This window comes from Citrobacter sp. CK198 (genome assembly GCF_030333295.1).
GTDB lineage: Bacteria > Pseudomonadota > Gammaproteobacteria > Enterobacterales > Enterobacteriaceae > Citrobacter_B > Citrobacter_B koseri.
The window spans coordinates 65,365-92,187 of the sequence record NZ_JAOWGE010000030.1; the positions used below are offsets into that span (position 1 = coordinate 65,365).

Genomic DNA, 26,823 nt, shown 5'->3' on the forward strand with positions numbered 1-26,823 from the left:
AGCACGGTCATGAAGACAACACACACTTTAACTTCGCTGTTTCGTCCCGCCCTGATTGCCGTGGCACTGGCTGTTGCCCTGCCCGCCGCTCAGGCGGCTGTACCCAAAGATATGCTGGTGATTGGTAAAGCGGCCGATCCGCAAACGCTTGATCCTGCCGTCACTATTGATAACAACGACTGGACGGTGACCTACCCGTCTTATCAACGCCTTGTGCAGTACAAAACCGAGGGAGGTAAAGGTTCCACGGAGGTTGAAGGCGATCTGGCGAGCGACTGGAAGGCCTCTGACGATCAGAAAGAGTGGACGTTTACCCTTAATAAAGATGCCCGATTCGCTGATGGCTCGCCCGTTACGGCAGATGCGGTGCAACAATCTTTTGCGCGTCTGCTGAAAATTGGGCAAGGCCCGGCAGAAGCCTTTCCAAAAGATTTGAAAGTCGAAGCCGTCGATGACTATACGGTGAAATTTACGCTGAGCCAGCCGTTTGCGCCCTTCCTGTACACGCTGGCGAATGACGGCGCCTCCATTATTAACCCGGCGGTTCTGAAAGAACATGCCGCAGATGATGCGCGCGGTTTTCTGGCGCAGAACACCGCAGGTTCCGGCCCGTTTATGCTGAAAAGCTGGCAGAAAGGACAGCAGCTGATTCTGGTGCCGAATCCGCATTATGCGGGAGCCAAACCTGCCTTTAAGCGCGTGTCGGTAAAAATTATTGGTGAGAGCGCTTCCCGCCGCCTGCAATTGTCGCGGGGAGACATCGACATTGCCGATGCTCTCCCGGTAGACCAGCTCAACGCGTTAAAACAGGAAGGGAAAGTCAACGTGGCGGATTACCCTTCGCTGCGCGTGACTTATCTCTATCTGAACAACAGTAAAGCGCCGCTGAATCAGGTGGATTTGCGCCGGGCCATTTCATGGTCAACGGACTATCAGGGCATGGTGACGGGTATCCTCAGCGGTAACGGCAAGCAGATGCGCGGCCCGATTCCTGAAGGTATGTGGGGCTATGACGCGAAGGCAATGCAGTACAGTTTTGATGAAGCGAAAGCTAAAGCCGCCTGGGAGCAAGTCGCGACCAAGCCCGATGGCCTGAGCTTCCTCTACTCTGATAACGATCCGAACTGGGAGCCGATTGCGCTTTCCACGCAGGCCAGTCTCAGCAAGCTGGGCATTAAGGTGAAGCTGGAAAAACTGGCGAATGCCACCATGCGTGACCGGATCGGCAAAGGTGATTACGACATTGCCATCGGCAACTGGAGCCCGGACTTCGCCGACCCGTACATGTTCATGAACTACTGGTTTGAGTCTGATAAGAAAGGCCTGCCGGGTAACCGTTCGTTTTATGAAAACGCCGGGGTCGATAAACTTCTGCGCAGCGCGCTGACCACCACCGATCAGGCGGCCAGAACGAAGGATTACCAGCAGGCGCAAACCATCGTGATTGATGAGGCCGCCTACGTCTATCTCTTCCAGAAAAACTACCAGCTGGCGATGAACAAAGAGGTCAAAGGCTTTGTCTTCAACCCCATGCTGGAACAGGTCTTTAACATTGGCGCCATGAGTAAATAAGCCACGTTGATGCGGGGCCGTTATGGCTCCGCAAGGGGAAGCCTATGACGTTCTGGAGCATTTTACGCCAGCGATGCTGGGGACTTATTCTGGTGGTCGCCGGTGTTTGCGTAATTACGTTTATTATTTCTCACCTGATTCCTGGCGACCCTGCGCGACTGCTGGCCGGCGATCGCGCCAGCGATGAGATTGTCGAAAACATTCGCCAGCAGCTGGGGCTGGATCAGCCGCTGTATGTGCAATTTTTTCGCTATGTCAGCGACGTTTTTCACGGTGATCTGGGCACGTCTATACGCACTGGCCGCCCGGTAATGGAAGAGTTGCGCGTGTTTTTCCCCGCCACGCTTGAACTGGCCTTCTGTTCCCTGCTGCTGGCGTTGGTGATCGGGATTCCGCTGGGGATTTTATCCGCCGTATGGCGAAACCGCTGGCTGGACCATCTGGTGCGGCTGATGGCGATAACCGGCATTTCCACCCCGGCGTTCTGGCTGGGGCTGGGCGTTATTGTTCTGTTTTACGGGCATCTGCAAATTCTGCCCGGCGGCGGAAGGCTTGATGACTGGCTGGACCCGCCCGCCCACGTCACCGGGTTCTACCTGATTGACGCGCTGCTGGAGGGGAATGGCGAGGTCTTTTTCAACGCGTTACAACACCTTATTTTACCGGCGCTGACCCTGGCGTTTGTCCACCTGGGAATTGTCGCCCGTCAGATTCGTTCCGCCATGCTGGAACAACTCAGTGAGGACTACATTCGCACCGCGCGTGCCAGCGGTCTGCCTGGCTGGTACATCGTGCTCTGCTATGCCTTGCCTAACGCCCTGATTCCGTCGATTACCGTTCTGGGGCTGGCGCTGGGAGATTTGCTGTATGGCGCCGTGCTTACCGAGACGGTCTTTGCCTGGCCGGGAATGGGGGCGTGGGTGGTCACCTCTATTCAGGCGCTGGATTTTCCGGCGGTGATGGGATTCGCCGTAGTGGTCTCTTTGGCTTATGTGCTGGTAAACCTGGTCGTCGATTTACTCTATTTGTGGATCGATCCCCGAATCGGTCGCGGAGGTGCTGAATGATGTTAACGCAAGAGACGCCCGCCCCGTCGCAGACCGCCCGCCGCCGGATCGACTGGGCAAAACTCTTCTGGCTGATGAAAAGCAGCCCGCTGACGCTGACCGGCGGCGTGATTATCATCCTGATGTTGCTACTGATGGTGCTGTCGCCCTGGATAACGCCTTACGATCCCAATGCCATTGATTTGACCGCACGCCTGCTTGCGCCCTCTGCGACGCACTGGTTCGGCACTGACGAAGTGGGACGCGATCTGTTCAGCCGCGTACTGGTCGGCAGCCAGCAATCCATTGTCGCCGGGCTGGTCGTCGTGGGGATTGCCGGTGGAATCGGCTCCTTGCTTGGCTGTCTTTCCGGCGTCATGGGCGGGCGCGCCGACGCCATTATTATGCGTCTGATGGATATTATGCTGTCGATTCCTTCGCTGGTGCTGACGATGGCGCTGGCCGCCGCGCTGGGGCCGAGCCTGTTTAACGCCATGATGGCGATCGCCATTGTCCGTATTCCTTTTTATGTGCGCCTGGCGCGAGGGCAAACGCTGGTCGTGCGCCAGTTTACCTATGTACAGGCTGCCCGAACGTATGGCGCTTCCCGCTGGCACCTTATCAGCTGGCATATCTTACGTAATTCGCTGCCGCCGCTTATCGTGCAGGCGTCGCTGGATATTGGCAGTGCGATCCTGATGGCCGCCACGCTGGGCTTTATTGGCCTTGGCGCACAACAGCCCTCCGCTGAATGGGGCGCAATGGTGGCTATTGGTCGTAACTATGTCCTCGACCAGTGGTGGTATTGCGCCTTTCCTGGGGCGGCGATCCTGATTACCGCTGTCGGGTTTAACCTGTTTGGCGATGGTATTCGCGATCTACTTGACCCTAAAGCCGGAGGAAAACAGTCATGACCCAACCCGTGCTGGAAATTGAGGATTTACACCTGAGCTTTCCGAGTTACAAAGCCGATGTTCACGCCCTTAACCACGTATCGTTGCGTATCGACCGGGGCGAAATCGTCGGCGTGGTCGGCGAGTCCGGGTCAGGTAAATCCGTCACCGCCATGCTGGCAATGCGGCTGCTGCCGGAAGGCAGCTATCACATTCATCAGGGCCGCGTATCGCTGCTGGGCGAGGACGTGCTGAATGCCAGCGAAAAGCAGATGCGTAAATGGCGCGGCGCGCGCGTGTCGATGATCTTCCAGGAGCCAATGACGGCGCTGAATCCCACCCGGCGCATTGGGCAACAAATGGTGGAAGTCATTCGCCATCATCAGGCGGTGAGCCGCCAGGCGGCGCGGGAGAAAGCCATCGCCCTGCTGGAAGAGATGCAAATTCCCGATGCGGCGCAGGTTATGGCGCGATTTCCGTTTGAGCTTTCCGGCGGGATGCGCCAGCGGGTGATGATTGCACTGGCATTCTCCTGCGAGCCGGAGCTGATTATTGCCGACGAACCCACTACCGCGCTGGACGTCACGGTGCAGCTACAGGTTCTGCGTTTGCTGAAACTAAAAGCGCGAGCCAGCGGTACTGCGGTGCTGTTTATCAGCCATGACATGGCGGTGGTATCGCAGTTGTGCGATCGGCTGTATGTCATGTACGCCGGAAGCGTGATTGAGAGCGGCCCCACGCAGACGGTTATTCGCCGCCCCACGCATCCCTATTCCATTGGTTTGTTGAAATGCGCGCCGGAGCACGGCGAACCTCGCGCGCCGTTGCCCGCGATTCCAGGGACGGTGCCTAACCTGACCTGCCTGCCAACCGGATGCGCCTTCCGCGAACGCTGTTTTGCCGCCGGGACGCTGTGCGAGGCTGTCCCGGAGTTGGAGAATCATGGCGAACCTGAACAACAATCCGCCTGCTGGTATCCACAACAGGAGATGACGCATGTCTGACATATTGCTCTCGTTACGGGATGTCCATATCACCTTCCCCGCCCGTAAAAACTGGTTGGGCCGGGTGACGGAACGCGTACATGCCCTGAACGGTATGGATTTGCAGATTCGCCAGGGAGAAACGCTCGGCATCGTGGGGGAATCCGGCTGCGGGAAAAGTACGCTGGCGCAACTGCTGATGGGAATGTTAAAACCCAGCCACGGCGAGTGCTCGCGGCCTGGCGTTGCGCGCACCGGCGCCAACAGCGGGATGCAGATGGTCTTTCAGGACCCGCTCTCTTCGCTGGATCCCCGATTACCCGTCTGGCGGATTATCACCGAGCCCGTCTGGCTCCAGAAGCATAACAGCGAACGTGAACGGCGGACGCTGGCGGAAGAACTGGCCTTACAGGTTGGCATCCGGCCTGAGTACCTCGACAGGCTTCCCCATGCGTTTTCCGGCGGACAACGCCAGCGCATCGCCATCGCCCGCGCCTTATCGTCAGAGCCGGACGTTATCGTGCTTGATGAACCGACTTCCGCGCTGGATATCTCCGTGCAGGCGCAGATCCTGAATCTGCTGGTTGCGCTACAGACGCGCCGTAAACTGACGTATGTGCTGATTTCACACAACGTGTCGGTTGTGCGGTACATGAGCGATCGGGTGGCGGTGATGTATCTCGGGCAAATTGTTGAACTGGGCGACGCGCAACAGGTGTTAACCACGCCTGCGCATCCCTATACCCGGCTGTTGCTGGATTCCGTTCCGAAAACGGGGGCGCCGCTGGCAGAAGATCTGGTGCTGCGCAAAACGGAATTACCGGGGAACCGCCACCTGCCGCAAGGGTGTTATTTTCGCGATCGCTGTCCGCTGGCAACCCGTGGCTGTGAAAAACCGCAGGCATTATTGACGCGGGGATCGGAGAGCGACGTTCGCTGCTGGCGAGCGGTGGAGTAAGAGCCAGGCAATCGCCCGGTGGCGCTGTCGCTTACCGGGCCTACAGGGTGTTGTGGGGCCGACCCGACGCTCAATCACCGGGCCGTCGAGATTGATGCCGTTATGACGTCAACTGATAATCCAGCGTGATTTCCGCTTTCAGCACCTGCGAAACCGGGCATCCGGCTTTTGCTTTCTGAATAATGCCGTCAAAGGTGGACGCATCAATGCCAGGTACGGCAACTTTACTGTGCAACGCAATTTTCGTGATCGCAAAACCCGCGGCGACTTTATCCAGCGAGACATCGGCTGTCGTGTCGATTGACGATGGGGTAAAACCCGCCTCGCCCAGCATCAGCGAAAGCGCCATCGAGAAACAGGCCGCGTGGGCTGCGCCGATCAACTCTTCCGGGTTGGTTCCTTTTACGCCTTCAAAGCGTGTATTAAAGCCATAGGGTTGTTGATTCAACACGCCGCTTTCGGTCGATACCGTACCTTTTCCACCTTTAATATCGCCTTCCCAGTGTGCCTGACCTTTCTTATGGATTGTCATTCTTGCTCTCCTGTTGGCTCAAAACAGAAAGTATAGACCAACTCTGTTACACGCGTTCGGTCGCCTTCCCGGGAAAACCTGCTATGCTGTACCAGCAACCTAAGGGGTTACGTTTCTTTCGCAATTGCGAATTTGTCCTTAAAACTAGCAACAGGATTGAGGAGTTAAAATGAAATCGAACCGTCAGGCCCGTCATATTCTTGGACTGGACCATAAAATTTCCAACCAACGCAAGCTCGTGACCGAAGGCGACAAAGTCAGCGTGGTCAACAACCCTACTGGCAGAAAACGTCACGCTGACAGCCAAAAGTAAGCGCCCCGTTCTGATATGACGATAAACACCATTGCAACCGCAATGGTGTTTTTGCTTACAAAAGCCTGGATTCATTCACAATGCTTTATACTCTTTGCCCGACGCCCTGGTGAAAACCTAAGTACGCCCATAAAACAGCACCAGGAACGGATATTCGAAAAAGAGTGAGTGACATGGAAACCAAAATCAAGAAACAGCGTTCCCTTTATATTCCTTACGCTGGCCCTGTGCTGCTGGAATTTCCTCTCCTGAATAAAGGAAGCGCTTTCAGTATAGAAGAACGCCGTAACTTCAACCTGCTGGGGTTACTGCCGGAAGTGGTCGAATCGATTGAAGAACAGGCGGAGCGCGCCTGGATCCAGTATCAGGGATTCAAAACGGAAATCGATAAACATATCTATCTGCGCAACATTCAGGATACCAACGAAACCCTGTTCTACCGACTGGTGCAAAACCATCTCGATGAGATGATGCCGGTTATCTATACCCCAACGGTGGGCGCCGCCTGTGAGCGCTTCTCTGAGATCTACCGTCGCGCGCGCGGCGTGTTCATCTCTTATCAGAACCGCCACAACATGGACGATATCCTGCAAAACGTGCCTAACCACAATATCAAAGTGATTGTGGTGACGGACGGGGAACGCATCCTCGGTCTTGGCGACCAGGGCATTGGCGGAATGGGGATTCCAATCGGTAAACTGTCGCTGTACACCGCCTGTGGCGGCATCAGCCCGGCCTATACCCTGCCGGTGGTGCTGGACGTCGGCACCAACAATCAGCAGTTGCTGAACGATCCGCTCTATATGGGCTGGCGTAACCCGCGTATCACCGATGACGAATACTATGAATTCGTCGATGAGTTTATTCAGGCGGTGAAACAGCGCTGGCCGGACGTCTTGCTGCAATTCGAAGATTTTGCGCAGAAAAACGCGATGCCGCTGCTTAATCGCTATCGCGATGAAATCTGCTCTTTCAACGATGATATTCAGGGAACGGCAGCCGTGACCGTCGGTACTCTGATTGCCGCCAGCCGTGCGGCGGGCAGCCAGTTGAGCGAGCAGAAAATCGTCTTCCTTGGCGCAGGTTCTGCCGGTTGCGGGATTGCTGAACAGATCATCGCGCAAACCCAACGCGAAGGACTCAGCGAAGAAGCCGCTCGCCAGAAAGTGTTTATGGTGGATCGCTTTGGTCTGTTGACGGATCAGATGCCTAACCTGCTCTCATTCCAGACGAAGCTGGTGCAAAAACGCGAGAACCTGCAACACTGGGACAGCGAAAGCGAAGTGCTCTCCCTGCTTGATGTCGTGCGCAACGTGAAGCCGGACATTCTGATTGGCGTGTCGGGGCAAACCGGGCTCTTTACTGAAGAGATTATTCGCGAGATGCACAAGCACTGCCCACGTCCGATCGTGATGCCGCTGTCTAACCCGACGTCCCGCGTTGAAGCCACGCCTCAGGACATCATCGCCTGGACTGAAGGCAATGCGCTGGTCGCGACCGGCAGTCCTTTCGCGCCGGTGGCCTGGAAAGATAAAATTTACCCTATTGCGCAATGTAATAACGCCTACATCTTCCCGGGGATCGGCCTGGGCGTGATTGCGTCCGGCGCGTCGCGTATTACTGACGAAATGCTGATGTCGGCAAGCGAAACGCTGGCGAAATACTCTCCGCTGGTGCTCAACGGCGAAGGTCTGGTATTGCCGGAGCTGAAAGATATTCAGACCGTGTCGCGAGCGATTGCCTTTGCCGTGGGTAAAATGGCGCAGCAACAGGGCGTGGCGGTAAAAACGTCCGCAGAAGCGCTACAGCAAGCCATCGACGAGAATTTCTGGCAAGCGGAATACCGCGATTACCGCCGTACCTCTATCTGAGTGTTTGCCCGGTGGCGCTACGCTTACCGGGCCTGCGTTTTATACGGTTGTCGGCCGGATAAGCGCAGCGCCATCCGGCATTCTGTTGGCAAAAAAAAAGCGCTACAGACGTAGCGCTTTTGTCTTTTGAAAGTGGGTTATTGTAATCCCTCTTTGCTTTCCTTTTTCGCTTCGACCTTCTCGACGTCGCGATACCAGCGCGGGTGGTGTTTCTTCGCCCAGCGACGACTCACCTTACCTTCGATCATCCCTTTAATCGATCCTTTCACCCAGAATGCCATATACATATGGATGAGGATGGCGTGCATCAGGATGATGCCTGCCGCCGCATGGATCAGCAGGCTGTAACGCACGACCTGCATCGGGAAGAACTGCGCGAAGTACGGACGCCAGATAATCACGCCCGTCACCAGCAGCACGAAAATCATGCTCATGATCGACCAGAACATCATTTTCTGCCCGGCATTGTACTTACCGACATCGGCGACTTTGTGTTCATTGCCCTTCAGAACTTCCACAATATTTTTCAGCCACGGAAGATCTTTCTTGTCCGGGATGTTGTGGTGTACAAAGCGCACAAACATGAACATCAGTGCGACAAAAATCGCTACGCCGAAGAACGGGTGCAAAATACGCCCCATCTGCGGCGTCCCGAAGGTTTGCGTCAGCCATTGCAGCGTCGGGAAGAAAAACGCAATTCCCGACAGCGACACCAGGAAGAAGCAAATCACCACCGTCCAGTGACAGGCGCGATCGATAAATTTCGTGCGCACAATCATTTTCGACTTACTCATGATGGTCCTCCTCTTCATCGTCCACTTCCTTGTTCGGGCCAATACCAATGTAGTGATAGATAAGCCCGGCGAAGGTGGCGATAAACCCGGCGGCAGCCAGAGGTTTCAGCGCCCCTTTCCACAAGTTGATAGAGGTATCGATCTGTGGATCTTTCGGTAAGCCGTGATACAGCTCCGGCTGGTTCGCGTGATGCAGAACGTACATGACGTGCGTACCGCCCACACCTTGTGGGTTGTAAACACCGGCATGTTCGAAACCGCGCGCTTTGAGTTTCTCCACGCGCTGCTCCCCCATCTCCAGCATCTCTTTCTTGGTGCCGAAATGGATTGCCCCGGTTGGGCAAGTTTTCACGCAAGCCGGTTCCTGACCGATACTGACGCGATCCACACACAGCGTACATTTATAGACGCGGTTGTCCTCTTTATTGAGGCGCGGAACATTAAATGGACACCCGGCGATGCAGTAGCCGCAGCCAATACAATGTTCGGACTGGAAATCAACAATCCCGTTAGCGTACTGGATGATCGCGCCGGCAGACGGGCATGCCTTCAGGCAGCCCGGATCTTCACAGTGCATACAGCCGTCTTTACGAATCAGCCATTCCAGCTTGCCGTTCTGTTCGGTTTCGCTAAAACGCATCACCGTCCAGGATTTCGCGCTAAGATCGGCCGGGTTGTCATACACCCCGACGCAATGACCCACCTCGTCACGAATGTCATTCCACTCGGAACAAGCCACCTGGCAGGCTTTACAGCCTACGCAGGAGGAGACGTCGATCAGTTTTGCGACTTCCGCTTTATAATCACGCGCCTGGGGAGGCGGCGTGATCGGGTTTGTTGCAGACCGTTTGATGATGTCCTGCGTTTCCAAAGACATATGTTCGCCTCCCTTACGCCTTCTCGATGTTAACTAAAAACGCTTTATATTCCGGCGTTTGCGAGTTGGAATCACCGACATTTGGCGTCAGGGTGTTCGCGATATAGCCTTTCCGCGCAACCCCTTCAAAGCCCCAGTGCAGCGGAATACCCACGGTTTCAACCTGCTGACCATTGACGTTCAGCGTTTGCAGACGTCGGGTCACCACGGCAACCGCCCGGATGAATCCACGTTTGCTGCTGACTTTCACTGCGTCGCCGTTGGCAATCCCTTTCGAGGCCGCCAGGTTTTCGCTGATTTCCACAAACTGCTCTGGCTGAGCAATCGCATTCAGCAATGCGTGCTTGGTCCAGGTGTGGAAATGTTCGGTCAGACGATAGGTTGTACCGACATACGGGAACTGATCTTTCTTGCCCATACGCCGCGCATCTTCTTCGTACAGACGAACGACCGGGCTGGAGATCACGTTCGGGTGCAGCGGGTTGGTACCCAGCGGCGTTTCCATCGGCTCGTAGTGTTCCGGGAACGGCCCTTCCGCCAGCTTATCGATGGCGAACAGACGTCCCAGCCCTTCCGGCTGCATGATAAACGGCCCGGTTGCGCTACCCGGTACGGCGGTGTTGAAGTCCGGGATATCGTTCCCCGTCCACTTCGACCCGTTCCACTGAATCAGCATCCGTTTCGGATCCCACGGTTTACCCTGCGGATCTGCCGAGGCGCGGTTATACAGTACGCGGCGGTTCAGCGGCCATGCCCATGCCCAACCCAACGTATTGCCGAGACCTGACGGGTCGGCGTTGTCACGGTTAGCCATCTGGTTGCCCTGCTCGGTCCAGCTGCCGGTATAAATCCAGCAGGAGGACGACGTCGTTCCGTCATCGCGTAACTGGGCAAAACTGCTCAGCAACTGGCCTTTCTTCACCAGCAGGACGCCGTTGGCGTCATAGAGATCTTCCAGCGCGTAGCCGTTGTTCTCTTTCGCAATCTCTTCAGACTCAGGATGATCCGGCTGTTTGTAGTCCCAGCTCATCTTCAGTAGCGGTTCAACGCCTTTACCCCCTTCGCTGCGATACATCTCACGCAGACGGTGGTAAATACCGGCCAGAATTTGGCCGTCGTTGCGGGCTTCGCCCGGCGCATCCTGACCTTTCCAGTGCCACTGCAACCAGCGGCCAGAGTTGGCGATAGAGCCATCTTCTTCGGCAAAACAGGTTGACGGCAGACGGAAGACTTCAGTCTGGATCGACGTCGGATCGACGTCGTTAGACTCGCCGTGGTTCTGCCAGAACGTGGAGGTTTCCGTCACCAGCGGATCAATGACCACCATGTACTTCAGCTTGCTCAGCGACTGCACCACTTTGTTTTTGTCCGGGAAGGACGCAACCGGGTTAAAGCCCTGACAGATGTAGCCGGTCACTTTACCGCTATCCATCATGTTGAAGTATTTAATGACGTCGTAGGCCTGATCCCACTTCGGCAGCCATTCAAAGCCCCAGTCATTCTCTTTCTGCGCCGCATCGCCGTAGAACGATTTCATCAGACTGACGAAGAACTTCGGATAGTTGCCCCAGTAGTTCACCTGGTCAGCCAGCGTGGCTTTCGGCGTGTTTGCGCTCAGATAGGTTTGCAGATCCGCCTGCTTCTCAGACGGCAGGGTCAGATAACCGCTCAGGCTGGTGGAAAGCAGACCTAAATCCGTTAACCCCTGGATGTTAGAGTGGCCGCGTAAGGCGTTGACGCCACCGCCTGCCATCCCCATGTTGCCGAGCAGCAACTGGATCATCGCCATCGTACGGATGTTCTGCGCGCCAACGGTATGTTGCGTCCAGCCCAGCGCGTACAGGAAGGTAGTAGTACGATCGGCGGCGCTGGTGGAGGCCAGCACCTCACACACTTTCAGGAAATCGGCTTTTGGCGTACCGCAGATGTTTTCGACAACATCTGGCGTATAGCGGGAAACGTGTTGTTTCAGCAGATTCCATACGCAGCGCGGATGGCTCAGCGTCTCATCACGTTTTGCATAGCCGTTTTCGTCGAACTGATAGTTCCAGGATGACTTGTCATACTGGCGTTTTTTGGCGTCGTAGCCGCTAAACAGACCATCATCGAAAGCAAAATCGTCCCGCACCAGCAGGCTGGCGTTGGTGTAATGCTTAACGTATTCGGCATTGATTTTATTGTTTTCAATCAGATACAGCAGTACGCCGGACAGGAAGGTAATGTCTGTACCGGAACGAATAGGCGCGTAAATATCCGCGACCGAGGCTGTACGTGTAAAACGTGGATCGACGACAATCAGCGTGGCGTCGTTGTTGTTTTTCGCTTCTATCGCCCAGCGGAATCCCACCGGATGTGCTTCAGCGGCGTTACCGCCCATCACCATAACGACGTTGGCGTTTTTGATATCAACCCAGTGGTTGGTCATCGCACCGCGACCAAATGTTGGAGCAAGACTTGCTACCGTTGGTCCGTGTCAGACGCGTGCCTGGTTGTCTACTGCCAGCATGCCGAGGGAACGCGCGAACTTCTGCGTCAACATGCCTGTTTCGTTACTGGCGGCGGAGGCGCAAAGCATCCCCGTGGAAAGCCAGCGGTTTACCGTTACGCCCTGTTCGTTCTTTTCAATAAAGTTGGCGTCACGGTCGGCTTTCATCAGCTTTGCGATGCGGGTGAACGCGTCATCCCAGCTAATGCGTTGCCATTTATCTGAACCGGGCGCGCGATACTCCGGGTAACGCAAGCGGTTTTCACTGTGTACATAGTCCAGCAAACCTGCGCCCTTCGGACACAATGCGCCACGGCTGACCGGATGATCCGGGTCCCCTTCGATGTGATAAATTGCTTCTTTTGCGTTTTTTGCTCCATCGCCCAGGCTATACATTAATAGCCCGCAACCTACGGAACAGTATGTGCAGGTGTTTCGGATCTCTTTAGCGCGTAACAGCTTATAATTTCGCGCTTGAGCCAGTGCCATTTTGGGTGCAAAACCCAGAGCAGCGACTGTTGTTCCCGCCATACCGCCCGCGCAGATTTTAAAAAATTGTCTGCGGCTGACGTCCATTGCTTTCCTCTTTTTTCCAGGGATGTAACTTCGCGAGGAAACTAACAGCAATATCCATAACTTTTTTGCGTCAAATCAATAACGAATCGGTTCCGCTACTAAATAGTTCTTTTTGTCGAGTTTATATACCACCAAAGGAGTATCAGAAAGACAATGAATTAGCGCGGGAAGGTGTAAAAGTGCTATAAATTTCAGCGATATTTTTTTGACCAGGAATGGGGATAAACGGAGAGAATGACGACACAAAAAGCAACGTTAATTGGACTTATTGCCATCGTACTCTGGAGCACGATGGTCGGGCTTATTCGTGGGGTAAGTGAAGGACTTGGGCCTGTTGGCGGCGCCGCCGCTATTTATTCGCTAAGCGGATTATTGCTCATCTTTACCGTTGGGTTCCCCAATATTCGTCGTTTTCCTGTTCGTTATTTAATCGCTGGCAGCGTACTGTTTGTCAGTTATGAAATATGTCTGGCGCTCTCGCTGGGATATGCAGCAACGCGTCACCAGGCGATTGAAGTCGGCATGGTCAACTATTTATGGCCCAGCCTGACGATTCTTTTTGCTATTTTGTTCAATGGACAAAAAACAACCTGGCTGGTTGTTCCTGGATTAATTGTCGCGTTAACCGGCGTCTGTTGGGTTTTAGGCGGTGAACATGGACTCCATGTCGATGAAATTATCAGCAATATTGCAACCAGCCCATTAAGCTATTTTCTCGCTTTTCTCGGCGCGTTTATCTGGGCAACCTACTGTACCGTCACTAACAAATATGCCAGAGGGTTTAATGGCATTACGATATTTGTCCTCCTCACTGCTGCAAGTTTATGGGTACATTATTTTCTGACGCCGCAGCCGGAGATGATTTTTAGCACGCCTGTCGTTATCAAACTGTTTTCTGCTGCCCTGACGTTAGGATTTGCTTATGCAGCATGGAACGTGGGTATTTTGCATGGCAACGTCACGATTATGGCTGTGGGGTCCTATTTTACACCGGTACTGTCATCTGCGCTGGCCGCTGTCCTGTTAAGCGCGCCGCTGTCATTTTCATTCTGGCAAGGTGCAGTTATGGTGTGTGCGGGTTCCCTGCTTTGTTGGTTAGCGACGCGTCGCGCCTGAAGCCAGTGATCGGGGCGGATTATCTTTCGAGTTCTGTGGCTGCCCCGACTCTCTTCCTGCTGTATTAATTTCGGTTAAATAAATATTGCGACCGGCATTATTTCTTCGAAAATTCTTATTTGCTTTTTTTCTGGCTTCTTGCCATATAGTTATTTAAATGAAAATTTGTTGTTGCTGATGAATGGCGAACGGAGTGTATAATACTTCATCACTTGTTTTGTTTTTGTTAAAATTATGATGTTCAATTGATAAAATAAAGCATTTTATGTTCATTTGTAACTGTATTTTCGTATATAGTCAGCAAGCGTGACTAGAGACAATAAAACCATCACCCGCAAAACAATTCCTTTTGAAAATATATTATCTCAGGATGTACCCATCTAAAATTAATACCATGAGATCTATTATGTAGATCTGGATCACACAACTTCAAATAATTTGTAATCTTATGAAACTTATTATTGAATTAGTACCACGACGTCTATTAAAAATAGTCTGCCATTGACAAGCGGCCTCGTTTAGAAATGGTTTAGGAAACACGCTAAGAAAATTATAAGGATTAATTAAAATGAAACTTAAATTAGTTGCAGTGGCAGTGACTACCCTGTTGGCAGCAGGTGCGGTAAACGCAGCTGAGGTATATAACAAAGACGGCAACAAACTGGACCTGTACGGTAAAGTAACCGCTCTTCATTATTTCTCTGACGACAAGGGTGATGATGGCGATAAAACGTATGCGCGTCTGGGCTTCAAAGGCGAAACTCAGATCAACGACCAACTGACCGGTTTCGGCCAGTGGGAATATGAATTCAAAGGCAACAACGACGAGTCCAACGGCACCAAAGGCAACAAAACGCGTCTGGCGTTCGCTGGTCTGAAATTTGATCAGTTCGGTTCTCTGGACTACGGCCGTAACTACGGCGTCGTTTACGACATCGGCGCATGGACTGACGTTCTGCCTGAGTTCGGTGGCGATACCTGGACCCAGAGCGATGTGTTCATGACTGGCCGTACTACCGGCGTTGCAACCTACCGTAACACCGACTTCTTCGGTCTGGTTGAAGGTCTGAACTTCGCTGCTCAGTATCAGGGTAAAAACGAACGTAGTAACAGCGATAAAATCTACGGCGCTGACATCACTAAAGCGAATGGCGACGGTTTCGGTATCTCCTCTACCTATGAGTTCGACGGTTTCGGCGTGGGTGCATCTTATGCAAAATCTGACCGTACTGACGCGCAGGTGAATTCTGCTGCGAACGAACTGAACGCAGGCGGTAAAAACGCAGAGGTTTGGGCTGCTGGTCTGAAATACGATGCGAACAACATCTACCTGGCGACCACCTACTCTGAAACCCGCAATATGACTGCTTACGGCAGCGATCACATTGCGAACAAAGCGCAGAACTTCGAAGCTGTTGCTCAGTACCAGTTCGACTTCGGTCTGCGTCCGTCCATCGCTTACCTGAAATCCAAAGGTAAAGATATCGGTAGCTGGGGCGACCAGGATCTGGTTGAGTACATCGATGTGGGCGCGACCTACTACTTCAACAAAAACATGTCTACCTACGTTGATTACAAAATCAACCTGGTTGACGACAGCCGCTTCACCGAAGCAGCTGGCGTTAGCACTGACAACATCGTTGCTGTTGGTCTGACCTACCAGTTCTAATCTTTCCTGATTTGAACATAAGCCAGCCCATGATGGGCTGGCTTTTCTCCAGATGTTGATCCGGTCATAAGGAGTATGCCGTGCAAACGTTCACAGGACGTTGCCTCTGTGGGCAGAGTCATTTTACCGTTGACGTTGAAATGCTCGATGTTTATGCCTGTCACTGCACGCTGTGTCAAAAATGGTCTGGTGGTATTGCGATGTACCTGGAAGCCTGCGGTCGTCCGCTTATGGCTCCCCATTCACCAGAGCCCTCTCACTTCTCTTCTTCTTTGCGTGGCGAACGCTACTTCTGTTCAGGTTGTGGGTGTCCGCTGTGGTTCCGGCTGACGGAAAGCGACCGCTATTTTATGCCCTGGACGCTGTTGGAATTAACCGAAGATGAACGGCGTCGTCTGATCCTGGCAGCCGAAATCTATACCGAAACGCAACCTGCGTTCTGGCGGTTGACGGGGCAATACGCTCGCCTGAGCGGTAAAGAGATCGAAGCGATGGATTACCCCTGTCAATTAGCACATTAGGTTAGCCGCGTTTTACTTTTGCCAGACTAAACCACATCCCTACTGCTAACAGAATTAACATGCTTCCGGCACTGCTCAGCGCCACGCTGTGCGACCAGGTAAACGCCTGTCTGGCGGCGTCCAGTATCGCCTCACCAAGTGAAGGCGAGAGCGTATCCGCCAGCTGCACCGCTTCTCCCATTGACGACGATGCGCGTTCGATTTCCTCTGCGTTCAGGCCGGAAGGAAGCAGGATAGATGCGGAAAAGCTGCGGCTTAACAACAAGCCAAAGATCGCAATGCCAAGCCCGGCGCCCAGTTCATAGGCCATGGTTTCTATCGCCCCGGCCGCCGCCGCTTTTTCTGCGGGCGCAGCGGCCATAATGGCGGCAGTAGAGGCGAGCAACGCGCTGGCGGCGCTAAAACCCAGCAGCGCCATCAGGCACCAGGCCTGCCATTGCTGCGTGCTGAAATCCGTCATTGCCAGACCATAAAAGCTCAGCGCGCTTAGCGCCATGCCGCCAGTCGCCACTGTTCGCAATCCCAGTCGTGAAACCAGCATCCCGGCAAGGGGGCCGCTGAATCCACTTGCGAGCATCACCGGCAGCATAAACAGTCCTGCTTCATACGGCGTTAAGCCATGAACAAACTGAAGCTCCTGCGCCATTAGCAACTCGAAGCCGACCAGCGTGATCATCGCCGTCATCGCCATCACAACGCCGCTCAGAATGATGCGATGCGTAAACAGACGCATATCGATCATCGGGCGCGCTGCGGCGAGCTGCGTGCGGATAAATATGCCCAACAACAGCGCGCCGATCATCAGCGTCAGGGCGATAACGCCGCTGGTCAGTTGCCCTTTCAGCGCGGTTTTCGCGCTGTATACCAGCAGCAGGATGGCGATAATCAGCATGACCGCATGGCTAAAGTTCAATGGCTGATCGCGGCGACCGGACTGGCGAGGCACAAAGCGCGCCGTTAACGCCATCACCACCAGGACAATGGGCACATTGATCAGGAAGACCGATCCCCAGTAAAAGTGCTCCAGTAACATACCGCCGACCAGCGGGCCGAACGCGGCGCCGCCCGACCCTACGGCCGCCCAGACGCCAAGCGCCATATTACGGTGACGGGCCTCAGAAAACGTGGCGCGGATACCGGCCAGCGTCGCCGGAACAATCATCGCCGCGCCAATAGCCAGAATCGCGCGGGTAGCAATCAGCCAACTGGCGCTGTGGGCGAACGCTGCCGCCAGCGACGCAAGACCGAATAAGCCTCCCCCCAGCAACAGCAGGCGTTTAAAGCCGATTCGATCGCCCAGTGCGCCCATCGGCAACACCATCCCTGCCATCACCAGAGAATAAATATCAATGATCCACAACAGCTCGTTGCCACTGGCGCCCAACGTCATGCTCAGCGTGGGTGCGGCAACGTGCAGCACCGTTGCATCAATCGCAACAGGGATGTAGACCAGTACAATAATCATTAACGTTAACCACTGACGAAACATAAAACGTCCTTTGAAAGCAAAAACTGAACACATGTTCAACTCTCGCGATCCTACGGAAAGTTGAACGCATGTCCAGCTTTTTGTTACACTGCGCCAACTGCGAAAATGGGAGAAAGCCATGAGTTATCTGAATCGGGATGAGCGCCGTGAGGTGATCCTGCAAGCGGCAATGCGCGTCGCGCTGGAAGAGGGATTGAGCGGCATGACGGTAAGGCGAATCGCGCAGGAAGCCGGCGTCGCGACCGGGCAACTCCACCACCATTTCAGCAGTTCGGGCGAGCTTAAATCTCAGGTATTCGTTCGTCTGATTCGCACCTTGCTGGATGCCAGCCTGGTGCCCGAGCACTGCACCTGGCGCATGCGGCTGCACGCCATGCTGGGGAGTGACGATGGTGGATTAGAGCCCTACATTAAACTCTGGCGGGAAGCGCAGATCCTGGCGGATAACGACCCGGAAATTAAAAGCGCCTACCTGCTGACCATGCAAATGTGGCATGAAGAAACGACCGCCATCATTGAAGGCGGTCAGGAGGCAGGAGAATTTTCATTGGCCTCAGCCGCCGCTGATGTCGCCTGGCGATTAATCGCATTAGCCTGCGGGCTGGACGGCATGTACGCCCTCGGTATGCCTGAAATGACCGATCCTGCCTACCAGCAGCATCTGGACCGCATGATTACACTGGAGTTATTTCGCTGATGTTATACGCCAGTTAACAATGCATCTTTTGTGTTTACATTTGGTAACACTTAAGCAACTTATTAACCGCCCTTCACTCCTCGTGGTCTCGCTTTTTTATCTATCCTTTCAATCAATATTCTTAAAAGTCTTCAATAAATTCTAAAAAGGGCTCGCGCGCCCTTCCTGGACTTATTTCTTTTTTTTCATGAACGACGTGTGCGTGTGAGGGCAATATGGCGCTACAAAATGAGAAAAATAATCGTTATCTTTTGAGTGACTGGAGGCCAGAACAACCCGCTTTCTGGGAAAACAAAGGTAAACACATTGCCCGAAGAAATCTTTGGATATCAGTGGCTTGTTTATTGCTCGCATTCTGCGTCTGGATGTTATTTAGCGCCGTCGCCGTTAATTTGAATAAAATTGGTTTTAATTTCACCACTGACCAGCTCTTTTTATTAACCGCTTTACCTTCGCTGTCCGGGGCTATATTACGCGTGCCCTACTCCTTTATGGTACCTATATTTGGCGGGCGTCGCTGGACGATTTTTAGCACAGTTATTCTGATTATTCCCTGTATCTGGCTCGGTTTTGCGGTGCAAAACACATCCACCCCTTTTGGAGTATTTATTATCATTGCGCTGCTGTGCGGTTTTGCTGGCGCTAACTTTGCCTCCAGCATGGGCAACATCAGTTTTTTCTTCCCGAAAGCAAAGCAAGGTAGCGCCCTCGGCGTGAACGGCGGTTTAGGCAACCTTGGCGTCAGCGTGATGCAACTTGTCGCCCCGCTGGTGATTTTCCTGCCCATGTTCACTTTTCTGGGCGTACAAGGTGTGCCGCAGCCCGATGGCTCGCTGCTTTCGCTGACGAACGCCGCGTGGATCTGGGTGCCGTTATTGCTTATCGCGACCCTCGCAGCCTGGACCGGGATGAATGATATCGCCAGTTCGAAAGCCTCTGTCGCGTCTCAACTGCCGGTGCTGAAACGCTTTCACCTTTGGCTGCTCAGCCTGCTCTATCTCGCCACCTTCGGTTCTTTTATCGGTTTCTCCGCAGGATTCGCCATGCTGGCGAAAACCCAGTTTCCCGACGTCAATATTCTGCAACTGGCCTTCTTTGGCCCGTTTATCGGCGCGCTTGCGCGTTCTGCGGGCGGCGTTATTTCTGACAAGTTCGGCGGCGTTCGCGTCACGCTGATTAACTTCGTTTTCATGGCGCTGTTTACCGCCCTGCTGTTTCTGACATTACCGGGCTCCGGCTCAGGAAGTTTTATCGCCTTCTATCTGGTGTTTATGGGGCTTTTCCTGACGGCGGGCCTGGGAAGCGGCTCGACCTTCCAGATGATTGCGGTCATTTTCCGCCAGATCACGATCTACAGAGTGAAACTGCGCGGCGGCTCAGATACGCAGGCCCAGCGTGAAGCCGTGACCGATACGGCTGCCGCCCTCGGTTTTATCTCTGCGATTGGCGCAGTCGGCGGTTTCTTTATCCCTAAAGCTTTTGGTTCTTCTCTGGCGTTGACCGGCTCGCCGGTTGGCGCAATGAAAATCTTTCTGGTGTTTTACATCGTTTGCGTACTGGTGACCTGGCTGGTTTATGGTCGCCGTAAACCGGCAGCAACAAAAAAATAAAACATATTCATCACAGGTTCGGACGTAGGCCGGATAAGACGCCGGGCGTCGCCATCAGGCAATCGCGCAGCGCCTTATCCGGCCTACAAGACCGCCTGACACATTATGGAGCAGGAGAAATGTCATGAGTAAACTGTTGGATCGCTTTCGCTATTTTAAGCAAAAAGGCGACACTTTTGCGGACGGTCACGGGCAGGTGATGCACACCAACCGGGACTGGGAGGACAGTTATCGTCAGCGCTGGCAGTTCGATAAAATCGTGCGCTCCACGCATGGCGTGAACTGCACCGGCTCCTGTAGCTGGAAAATCTACGTTAAAAATGGTCTGGTGACCTGGGAAACGCAGCAGACGGACTACCCCCGAACTCGCCCGGATCTGCCTAATCATGAACCGCGCGGCTGCCCACGCGGCGCCAGTTATTCCTGGTATCTGTATAGCGCTAACCGCCTGAAGTATCCGCTGGTGCGTAAACGCCTGATTGAACTGTGGCGTGACGCCCTTTCCCGCCAGCCTGATCCGGTACTGGCGTGGGAATCGATCATGAACGATCCGCAAAAGTGCCAAAGCTACAAGCAGGTGCGCGGACGCGGTGGGTTTATTCGTTCTAACTGGAAAGAACTTAATCAGCTGATCGCGGCGGCTAACGTCTGGACCGTCAAAAACTATGGGCCTGACCGTGTCGCCGGGTTCTCGCCGATTCCGGCGATGTCGATGGTCTCCTACGCCGCCGGAACCCGTTATCTCTCGTTGCTCGGCGGAACCTGCCTGAGTTTCTATGACTGGTACTGCGATCTGCCGCCCGCATCGCCAATGACGTGGGGCGAGCAAACCGATGTCCCGGAATCCGCAGACTGGTACAACTCCAGCTATATCATCGCCTGGGGCTCTAACGTGCCGCAAACGCGCACGCCGGACGCACACTTCTTCACAGAAGTGCGTTACAAAGGCACCAAGACGATTGCCATTACGCCGGACTACTCAGAAGTCGCCAAGCTGTGCGACCAGTGGCTGGCGCCGAAGCAAGGTACTGACAGCGCGCTGGCGATGGCGATGGGCCACGTCATCCTCAAAGAGTTTCATCTCGATAACCCCAGCGACTATTTCCTGAATTACTGTCGCCGCTATACCGACATGCCGATGCTGGTCATGCTTGAAGCGCGCGAAGACGGCAGCTATGTGCCGGGCCGCATGATGCGGGCGTCCGATCTGGTCGACGGGCTGGGTGAAACCAATAACCCGGAATGGAAAACCGTCGCTTATAACCGCGCGGGTGAACTGGTGGTGCCGAACGGCTCCATCGGCTTTCGCTGGGGCGAGAAAGGCAAGTGGAATCTTGAGCCGCTGGCGGCAGGCAACGAAACGGAACTGACCCTCTCCTTGCTGGGCCAGCATGATGATGTCGCTGGCGTGGCGTTCCCTTACTTTGGCGGTAATGAGAACCCGCATTTTCGCAGCGTGAAGCAAGAACCGGTTCTGGTGCGCCAGTTGCCGGTGAAGCGTCTTACCCTAGCCGATGGCAGCCTCTGCCCGGTCGTCAGCGTCTACGACCTGGTGCTGGCGAATTATGGCCTGGACCGTGGTCTGGATGACGATCACAGCGCCAAAGATTACGCGGAAATTAAGGCCTACACTCCCGCCTGGGGCGAACAGATTACCGGCGTACCGCGTCGTCACATCGAAACGATCGCCCGGGAATTTGCCGATACCGCGCATAAAACGCATGGCCGTTCCATGATCATCCTCGGTGCCGGTGTGAACCACTGGTATCACATGGATATGAACTATCGCGGGATGATTAACATCCTCGTGTTCTGCGGCTGCGTGGGACAAAGCGGCGGCGGCTGGGCGCACTACGTGGGGCAGGAAAAGTTACGCCCGCAAACCGGCTGGCTGCCGCTGGCATTTGCGCTGGACTGGAACCGCCCGCCGCGTCAGATGAACAGCACGTCGTTTTTCTATAATCACGCCAGCCAGTGGCGTTATGAAAAACTAACCGCGCAGGAACTGCTGTCGCCGCTGGCTGATTCCTCACGCTTTACCGGCCATTTAATTGATTTCAACGTACGAGCTGAACGTATGGGCTGGCTGCCCTCCGCGCCTCAGCTCAATCTCAACCCGCTCACGCTGAAAAGCAAAGCGGAACAGGCCGGATTATCCCCTGCCGATTACACCGTACAGGCGCTGAAGTCGGGAGATATTCGTTTTGCCTGCGAGCAGCCGGACAGCGGTAAAAACCACCCGCGCAACCTCTTCGTCTGGCGCTCGAATTTGCTGGGTTCATCCGGCAAGGGGCATGAATACATGCTCAAATACCTGCTGGGCACTGAAAGCGGCATTCAGGGAGAGGCGCTGGGGTCCAGTGACGGCGTCAAACCGGAAGATGTGGAGTGGCAAACGGCCGCCATTGAAGGCAAGCTCGACCTGCTGGTGACGCTGGATTTCCGTATGTCCAGCACCTGCCTGTTCTCGGATATTGTGCTGCCGACCGCCACCTGGTATGAAAAAGACGACATGAATACCTCGGATATGCATCCGTTTATTCATCCGCTGTCTGCTGCCGTTGACCCGGCGTGGGAATCGAAAAGCGACTGGGAAATCTACAAAGGGATCGCCAAAGTGTTCTCCGACGTCTGCGTGGGGCATCTTGGCAAAGAAACCGATGTGGTGCTGCAACCGCTACAGCATGACTCCCCGGCGGAGCTGGCGCAGCCGTTTGATATTCTCGACTGGCGCAAAGGCGAATGCGATCTGATCCCCGGTAAAACCGCGCCGAACATCGCGGTGGTGGAACGCGACTATCCGGCGACGTATGAGCGGTTCACCTCCCTCGGCCCGTTGATGGATACGCTGGGCAACGGCGGGAAAGGCATTTCCTGGAATACGGAAAACGAAGTCGATTTCCTCGGTAAACTCAATTACACCAAACGCGAAGGCCCGGCGAAAGGTCGCCCGCTGATTGACACCGCGCTGGACGCCTCTGAGGTCATTCTTGCGCTGGCACCGGAAACCAACGGCCAGGTGGCAGTCAAAGCCTGGGAAGCGCTGGGCGCGATTACCGGGCGCGATCATACTCATCTGGCGCTGAACAAAGAAGACGAGAAAATCCGCTTCCGGGATATTCAGGCCCAGCCGCGCAAAATTATCTCCAGCCCGACCTGGTCCGGTCTTGAAAGCGAGCATGTCTCTTACAATGCCGGGTACACCAACGTCCATGAGCTGATCCCGTGGCGCACGCTGTCCGGTCGTCAGCAGCTCTATCAGGATCACGCCTGGATGCGCGCCTTCGGGGAAAGTCTGGTGGCCTACCGTCCGCCGATTGACACTCGTAGCGTCAGCGAAATGCGCGAAATCCCGCCGAACGGTTTCCCGGAAAAAGCGCTGAACTTCCTCACGCCGCACCAGAAATGGGGAATTCACTCCACCTATAGCGAAAACCTGCTCATGCTGACGCTGTCGCGCGGCGGGCCGATTGTCTGGATCAGTGAAACTGATGCCCGTGAGCTGGGCATTGAGGATAACGACTGGATCGAGGCCTTCAACGCCAACGGCGCCCTCACCGCGCGTGCGGTGGTCAGCCAGCGCGTGCCGCCGGGTATGACCATGATGTACCACGCTCAGGAACGCATCATGAATATCCCGGGTTCTGAAGTCACAGGAATGCGCGGCGGGATCCACAACTCCGTTACGCGCGTCTGCCCGAAACCGACTCATATGATCGGCGGCTATGCGCAGCTGGCCTACAGCTTTAACTACTACGGTACGGTCGGATCGAACCGCGACGAGTTCATCATGATTAGAAAAATGAAAAATATTAACTGGCTGGATGATGAAGGTCGGGATCAGGTACAGGAGGCGAAAAAATGAAAATACGCTCACAGGTAGGCATGGTTCTCAACCTTGATAAGTGCATCGGCTGCCACACCTGCTCCGTCACCTGTAAAAACGTCTGGACCGGGCGTGAAGGTATGGAGTACGCGTGGTTTAACAACGTTGAGACAAAACCCGGTATCGGCTACCCGAAAAACTGGGAAGATCAGGAAGAGTGGCAAGGCGGCTGGGTTCGCGATGTCAACGGCAAGATAAGACCGCGTCTGGGCGGCAAGATGGGCGTTATCACCAAAATTTTCGCCAACCCGGTGATCCCGCAAATCGATGATTACTACGAACCGTTTACCTACGATTATCAGCATCTGCACAGCGCGCCGGAGAGCAAAAACCAGCCCACCGCCCGCCCGCGTTCGCTGATTGACGGCAAAAGGATGGACAAAATTGTCTGGGGGCCAAACTGGGAAGAATTGCTCGGCGGCGAATTTTCAAAACGTGCCCGCGATCGTAACTTCGAGAAGATGCAAAAGGAGATGTACGGCCAGTTCGAAAACACCTTCATGATGTATCTGCCGCGTCTGTGCGAGCACTGCCTGAACCCAAGCTGTGTGGCGACCTGCCCGAGCGGCGCGATTTATAAGCGTGAAGAAGATGGCATTGTGCTGATCGACCAGGACAAATGTCGCGGCTGGCGTCTGTGCATCAGCGGTTGTCCGTACAAAAAAATCTACTTCAACTGGAAAAGCGGCAAATCAGAAAAATGCATTTTCTGTTATCCGCGTATCGAATCCGGTCAGCCGACCGTCTGCTCGGAAACCTGTGTTGGCCGTATTCGCTATCTCGGCGTGTTGCTGTATGACGCGGACCGCATTGAAGAAGCGGCCAGCACCGAACACGAAACCGATCTCTATGAGCGTCAGTGCGACGTGTTCCTTGACCCGAACGATCCGGCGGTGATTGAAGAAGCGCTGAAACAGGGTATTCCGCAAAACGTGATTGAGGCCGCTCAGCGTTCCCCGGTCTACAAAATGGCGATGGACTGGAAGCTGGCGCTGCCGTTACACCCGGAATACCGCACCCTGCCGATGGTCTGGTACGTGCCGCCGCTGTCGCCAATTCAGTCTTATGCCGATGCTGGCGGCCTGCCGCAAACCGAAGGTGTGCTTCCGGCGATCGAAAGCCTGCGTATTCCGGTGCAGTACCTTGCCAATATGCTGAGCGCAGGCGATACCGGCCCGGTGCTGCGCGCCCTGAAACGGATGATGGCGATGCGCCACTATATGCGTTCGCAGACGGTGGAAGGCGTTACGGACACCCGCGCTATTGAGGAAGTCGGCTTAAGTGTGGAACAGGTGGAAGAGATGTATCGCTACCTGGCGATCGCCAACTACGAAGACCGTTTCGTGATCCCAACCAGTCACCGCGAAATGGCGCGTGACGCCTTCCCTGAGCGTAACGGCTGCGGCTTCACCTTCGGCGATGGCTGCCACGGTTCCGACACCAAATTTAACTTGTTTAACAGCAGCCGCATTGACGCCATCAACATCACCGAAGTACGCGATAAGGCGGAGGGCGAATAATGCAGATCCTCAAGATTATCGGCTTGCTGATGGAGTACCCGGATGAGCTGTTGTGGGAGTGCCGTGACGACGCCATCGCGCTTATTCGCCATGACGCGCCAATGCTCACCGACTTCACCACTGAGCTGTTAAACGCTCCGCTGCTGGATAAACAGGCGCAGTGGTGCGAAGTCTTTGATCGTGGGCGCGCGACGTCGCTGTTGCTGTTTGAACACGTTCATGCGGAATCGCGCGATCGGGGCCAGGCGATGGTCGATCTGCTGGCCCAGTATGAAAAGGTGGGACTGCAACTCGACTGCCGCGAGTTACCCGACCATCTGCCGCTCTATCTGGAGTATTTGAGCGTGCTGCCGGAAGCAGAAGCGCGGGAGGGATTGCAGAACATCGCGCCGATCCTCGCGCTGCTGGGCGGGCGTTTAAAACAACGGGAAACGCCTTGGTATCAGCTGTTTGACGCCCTGCTATCGCTGGCGGGTAGCCCACTTTCCAGTGACAGTGTCACGCAGCAGATCGGCGGCGAGGCGCGTGACGATACGCGTCAGGCGCTGGATGCCGTCTGGGAAGAGGAACAGGTGAAGTTTATCGAAGATAACGCCACCGCCTGTGACAGTTCTCCGTTACAACACTATCAACGACGCTTTAGCCAGGACGTGGCGCCACAGTATGTCGACGTCAGCGCGGGAGGCCCGAAATGATACAGTACCTGAACGTCTTTTTTTACGACATCTACCCCTACCTCTGCGGCACGGTGTTTATTCTCGGCAGTTGGTTGCGCTATGACTACGGACAGTACACCTGGCGCGCCTCGTCCAGCCAGATGCTGGACAAACGCGGTATGGTGCTATGGTCAAACCTGTTCCATATCGGCATCCTGGGGATCTTCTTCGGCCATCTGTTCGGTATGCTAACGCCCCACTGGATGTACGCCTGGTTCCTGCCCATTGCGGTGAAACAGCAAATGGCGATGATTCTTGGCGGGGTCTGCGGTGTGCTGACGCTGGTCGGCGGCGCAGGTCTGCTGATTCGGCGTCTGTTTAATCAGCGCGTGCGCGCCAGCTCATCCACGGCGGATATTTTGATCCTCTGTATCCTGCTGATCCAGTGCATCCTCGGGCTGACGACAATACCGTTCTCCGCGCAACACCCGGACGGAAGCGAGATGCTGAAACTGGTCGGTTGGGCGCAGGCGGTTGTGACGTTCCAGGGCGGCGCTTCGGCGCATCTGGACGGCGTGGCGCCAATTTTCCGCGCGCATCTGGTGTTGGGAATGACCATCTTCCTGATTTTCCCGTTCACGCGTCTGGTGCATGTCTGGAGCGCGCCGTTTGAGTATTTCACCCGCCGCTACCAGATTGTCCGCTCACGTCGCTGACCTGACTCCATGCCCGGTGGCGCGACGCTTACCGGGCCTACAA

21 protein-coding genes are annotated in these 26,823 nt (G+C 54.7%); 16 read left to right on the plus strand and 5 right to left on the minus strand.

The annotated features are described in order from the left end of the window. The first annotated feature begins 9 nt into the window (after nt 1-9). From OGY62_RS09215 to OGY62_RS09235, 5 genes are read left to right on the plus strand one after another with little or no spacing between them, the layout of a single operon-like run. Entirely contained in the window at nt 10-1,572 is a 1,563-nt protein-coding gene (locus tag OGY62_RS09215; protein ID WP_071258326.1) for an ABC transporter substrate-binding protein, read from the plus strand. A gap of 44 nt (nt 1,573-1,616) precedes the next feature. Continuing rightward, a complete protein-coding gene (locus OGY62_RS09220; RefSeq protein ID WP_012132396.1) occupies nt 1,617-2,639 on the plus strand; it encodes an ABC transporter permease in 1,023 nt (340 codons plus the stop codon). Next, on the plus strand, nt 2,636-3,532 hold the full coding sequence (gene ddpC, locus OGY62_RS09225; RefSeq protein ID WP_012132395.1) for a D,D-dipeptide ABC transporter permease: 897 nt from the start codon (nt 2,636-2,638) through the stop codon (nt 3,530-3,532). The genes OGY62_RS09220 and ddpC overlap by 4 nt, the downstream gene beginning before the upstream one ends. Continuing rightward, a complete protein-coding gene (locus OGY62_RS09230) occupies nt 3,529-4,515 on the plus strand; it encodes an ABC transporter ATP-binding protein (RefSeq protein ID WP_286459629.1) in 987 nt (328 codons plus the stop codon). The genes ddpC and OGY62_RS09230 overlap by 4 nt, the downstream gene beginning before the upstream one ends. Next, nucleotides 4,508-5,452, plus strand: coding sequence for an oligopeptide/dipeptide ABC transporter ATP-binding protein (locus OGY62_RS09235; RefSeq protein ID WP_047463662.1), 945 nt, complete (start codon nt 4,508-4,510; stop codon nt 5,450-5,452). Before OGY62_RS09230 ends, OGY62_RS09235 begins: the two co-directional genes overlap by 8 nt. A gap of 100 nt (nt 5,453-5,552) precedes the next feature. Here OGY62_RS09235 and osmC read toward each other — a convergent pair whose 3' ends face one another. Then, nucleotides 5,553-5,984 carry a peroxiredoxin OsmC gene (gene osmC / locus OGY62_RS09240; RefSeq protein WP_200030259.1) on the minus strand — a complete coding sequence of 144 codons (432 nt, stop codon included), beginning with the start codon at nt 5,982-5,984 and terminating at the stop codon, nt 5,553-5,555. A 169-nt stretch (nt 5,985-6,153) separates the two neighbouring features. Here osmC and sra point away from each other — a divergent pair, with 169 nt between their 5' ends. Both sra and maeA read left to right on the plus strand, forming a co-directional pair. Continuing rightward, a complete protein-coding gene (gene sra / locus OGY62_RS09245; RefSeq protein ID WP_024130331.1) occupies nt 6,154-6,297 on the plus strand; it encodes a stationary-phase-induced ribosome-associated protein in 144 nt (47 codons plus the stop codon). Between the two features lie 173 nt (nt 6,298-6,470). Next, on the plus strand, nt 6,471-8,168 hold the full coding sequence (gene maeA / locus OGY62_RS09250; protein WP_012132390.1) for a malate dehydrogenase: 1,698 nt from the start codon (nt 6,471-6,473) through the stop codon (nt 8,166-8,168). A 137-nt stretch (nt 8,169-8,305) separates the two neighbouring features. On the opposite strand, the gene fdnI is transcribed toward maeA, so the two are convergent. From fdnI to fdnG, 3 genes are read right to left on the minus strand one after another with little or no spacing between them, the layout of a single operon-like run. Further along, nucleotides 8,306-8,962 carry a formate dehydrogenase-N subunit gamma gene (gene fdnI, locus OGY62_RS09255; RefSeq protein WP_012132388.1) on the minus strand — a complete coding sequence of 219 codons (657 nt, stop codon included), beginning with the start codon at nt 8,960-8,962 and terminating at the stop codon, nt 8,306-8,308. Beyond that, a complete protein-coding gene (gene fdxH / locus OGY62_RS09260; protein ID WP_012132387.1) occupies nt 8,955-9,839 on the minus strand; it encodes a formate dehydrogenase subunit beta in 885 nt (294 codons plus the stop codon). The genes fdnI and fdxH overlap by 8 nt, the downstream gene beginning before the upstream one ends. Before the next feature lie 13 nt (nt 9,840-9,852). Next, nucleotides 9,853-12,900, minus strand: a complete 3,048-nt coding sequence (fdnG, locus tag OGY62_RS09265; RefSeq protein ID WP_286459632.1) for a formate dehydrogenase-N subunit alpha — start codon at nt 12,898-12,900, stop codon at nt 9,853-9,855. 234 nt (nt 12,901-13,134) lie between these two features. Here fdnG and yddG point away from each other — a divergent pair, with 234 nt between their 5' ends. The 3 genes from yddG to OGY62_RS09280 all read left to right on the plus strand — a co-directional run bounded on the left by yddG (nt 13,135) and on the right by OGY62_RS09280 (nt 16,206). Continuing rightward, nucleotides 13,135-14,016 (plus strand): aromatic amino acid efflux DMT transporter YddG, encoded by an 882-nt coding sequence (gene yddG, locus OGY62_RS09270; protein ID WP_104868662.1) that lies wholly within the window; start codon nt 13,135-13,137, stop codon nt 14,014-14,016. A 568-nt stretch (nt 14,017-14,584) separates the two neighbouring features. After that, nucleotides 14,585-15,685 carry a porin OmpC gene (gene ompC, locus OGY62_RS09275; protein WP_047463657.1) on the plus strand — a complete coding sequence of 367 codons (1,101 nt, stop codon included), beginning with the start codon at nt 14,585-14,587 and terminating at the stop codon, nt 15,683-15,685. Nucleotides 15,686-15,765: 80 nt separating this feature from the next. Continuing rightward, on the plus strand, nt 15,766-16,206 hold the full coding sequence (locus OGY62_RS09280; RefSeq protein ID WP_024130326.1) for a GFA family protein: 441 nt from the start codon (nt 15,766-15,768) through the stop codon (nt 16,204-16,206). A gap of 1 nt (nt 16,207) precedes the next feature. Here OGY62_RS09280 and OGY62_RS09285 read toward each other — a convergent pair whose 3' ends face one another. After that, nucleotides 16,208-17,695 carry an MFS transporter gene (locus tag OGY62_RS09285; RefSeq protein ID WP_286459634.1) on the minus strand — a complete coding sequence of 496 codons (1,488 nt, stop codon included), beginning with the start codon at nt 17,693-17,695 and terminating at the stop codon, nt 16,208-16,210. A gap of 118 nt (nt 17,696-17,813) precedes the next feature. On the opposite strand from OGY62_RS09285, the gene OGY62_RS09290 reads away from it, so the two are divergent. The 6 genes from OGY62_RS09290 (at nt 17,814) to narI (ending at nt 26,780) form a co-directional block, all read left to right on the plus strand. Further along, on the plus strand, nt 17,814-18,392 hold the full coding sequence (locus tag OGY62_RS09290; RefSeq protein WP_058669179.1) for a TetR family transcriptional regulator: 579 nt from the start codon (nt 17,814-17,816) through the stop codon (nt 18,390-18,392). A 215-nt stretch (nt 18,393-18,607) separates the two neighbouring features. Then, the gene (locus OGY62_RS09295) at nt 18,608-20,002 is read left to right on the plus strand and encodes a NarK family nitrate/nitrite MFS transporter (RefSeq protein WP_286459635.1); all 1,395 of its coding nucleotides are present in this window, start codon (nt 18,608-18,610) and stop codon (nt 20,000-20,002) included. A 124-nt stretch (nt 20,003-20,126) separates the two neighbouring features. Next, complete coding sequence (locus OGY62_RS09300) at nt 20,127-23,867, plus strand: nitrate reductase subunit alpha (protein ID WP_058669180.1); 3,741 nt, start codon at nt 20,127-20,129, stop codon at nt 23,865-23,867. Further along, nucleotides 23,864-25,408 carry a nitrate reductase subunit beta gene (gene narH, locus OGY62_RS09305; RefSeq protein WP_012132376.1) on the plus strand — a complete coding sequence of 515 codons (1,545 nt, stop codon included), beginning with the start codon at nt 23,864-23,866 and terminating at the stop codon, nt 25,406-25,408. The genes OGY62_RS09300 and narH overlap by 4 nt, the downstream gene beginning before the upstream one ends. Beyond that, complete coding sequence (narW, locus tag OGY62_RS09310; RefSeq protein ID WP_012132375.1) at nt 25,408-26,103, plus strand: nitrate reductase molybdenum cofactor assembly chaperone; 696 nt, start codon at nt 25,408-25,410, stop codon at nt 26,101-26,103. The genes narH and narW overlap by 1 nt, the downstream gene beginning before the upstream one ends. Further along, nucleotides 26,100-26,780 (plus strand): respiratory nitrate reductase subunit gamma, encoded by a 681-nt coding sequence (gene narI / locus OGY62_RS09315; RefSeq protein WP_012132374.1) that lies wholly within the window; start codon nt 26,100-26,102, stop codon nt 26,778-26,780. Before narW ends, narI begins: the two co-directional genes overlap by 4 nt. The last annotated feature ends 43 nt before the right edge of the window (nt 26,781-26,823 follow it).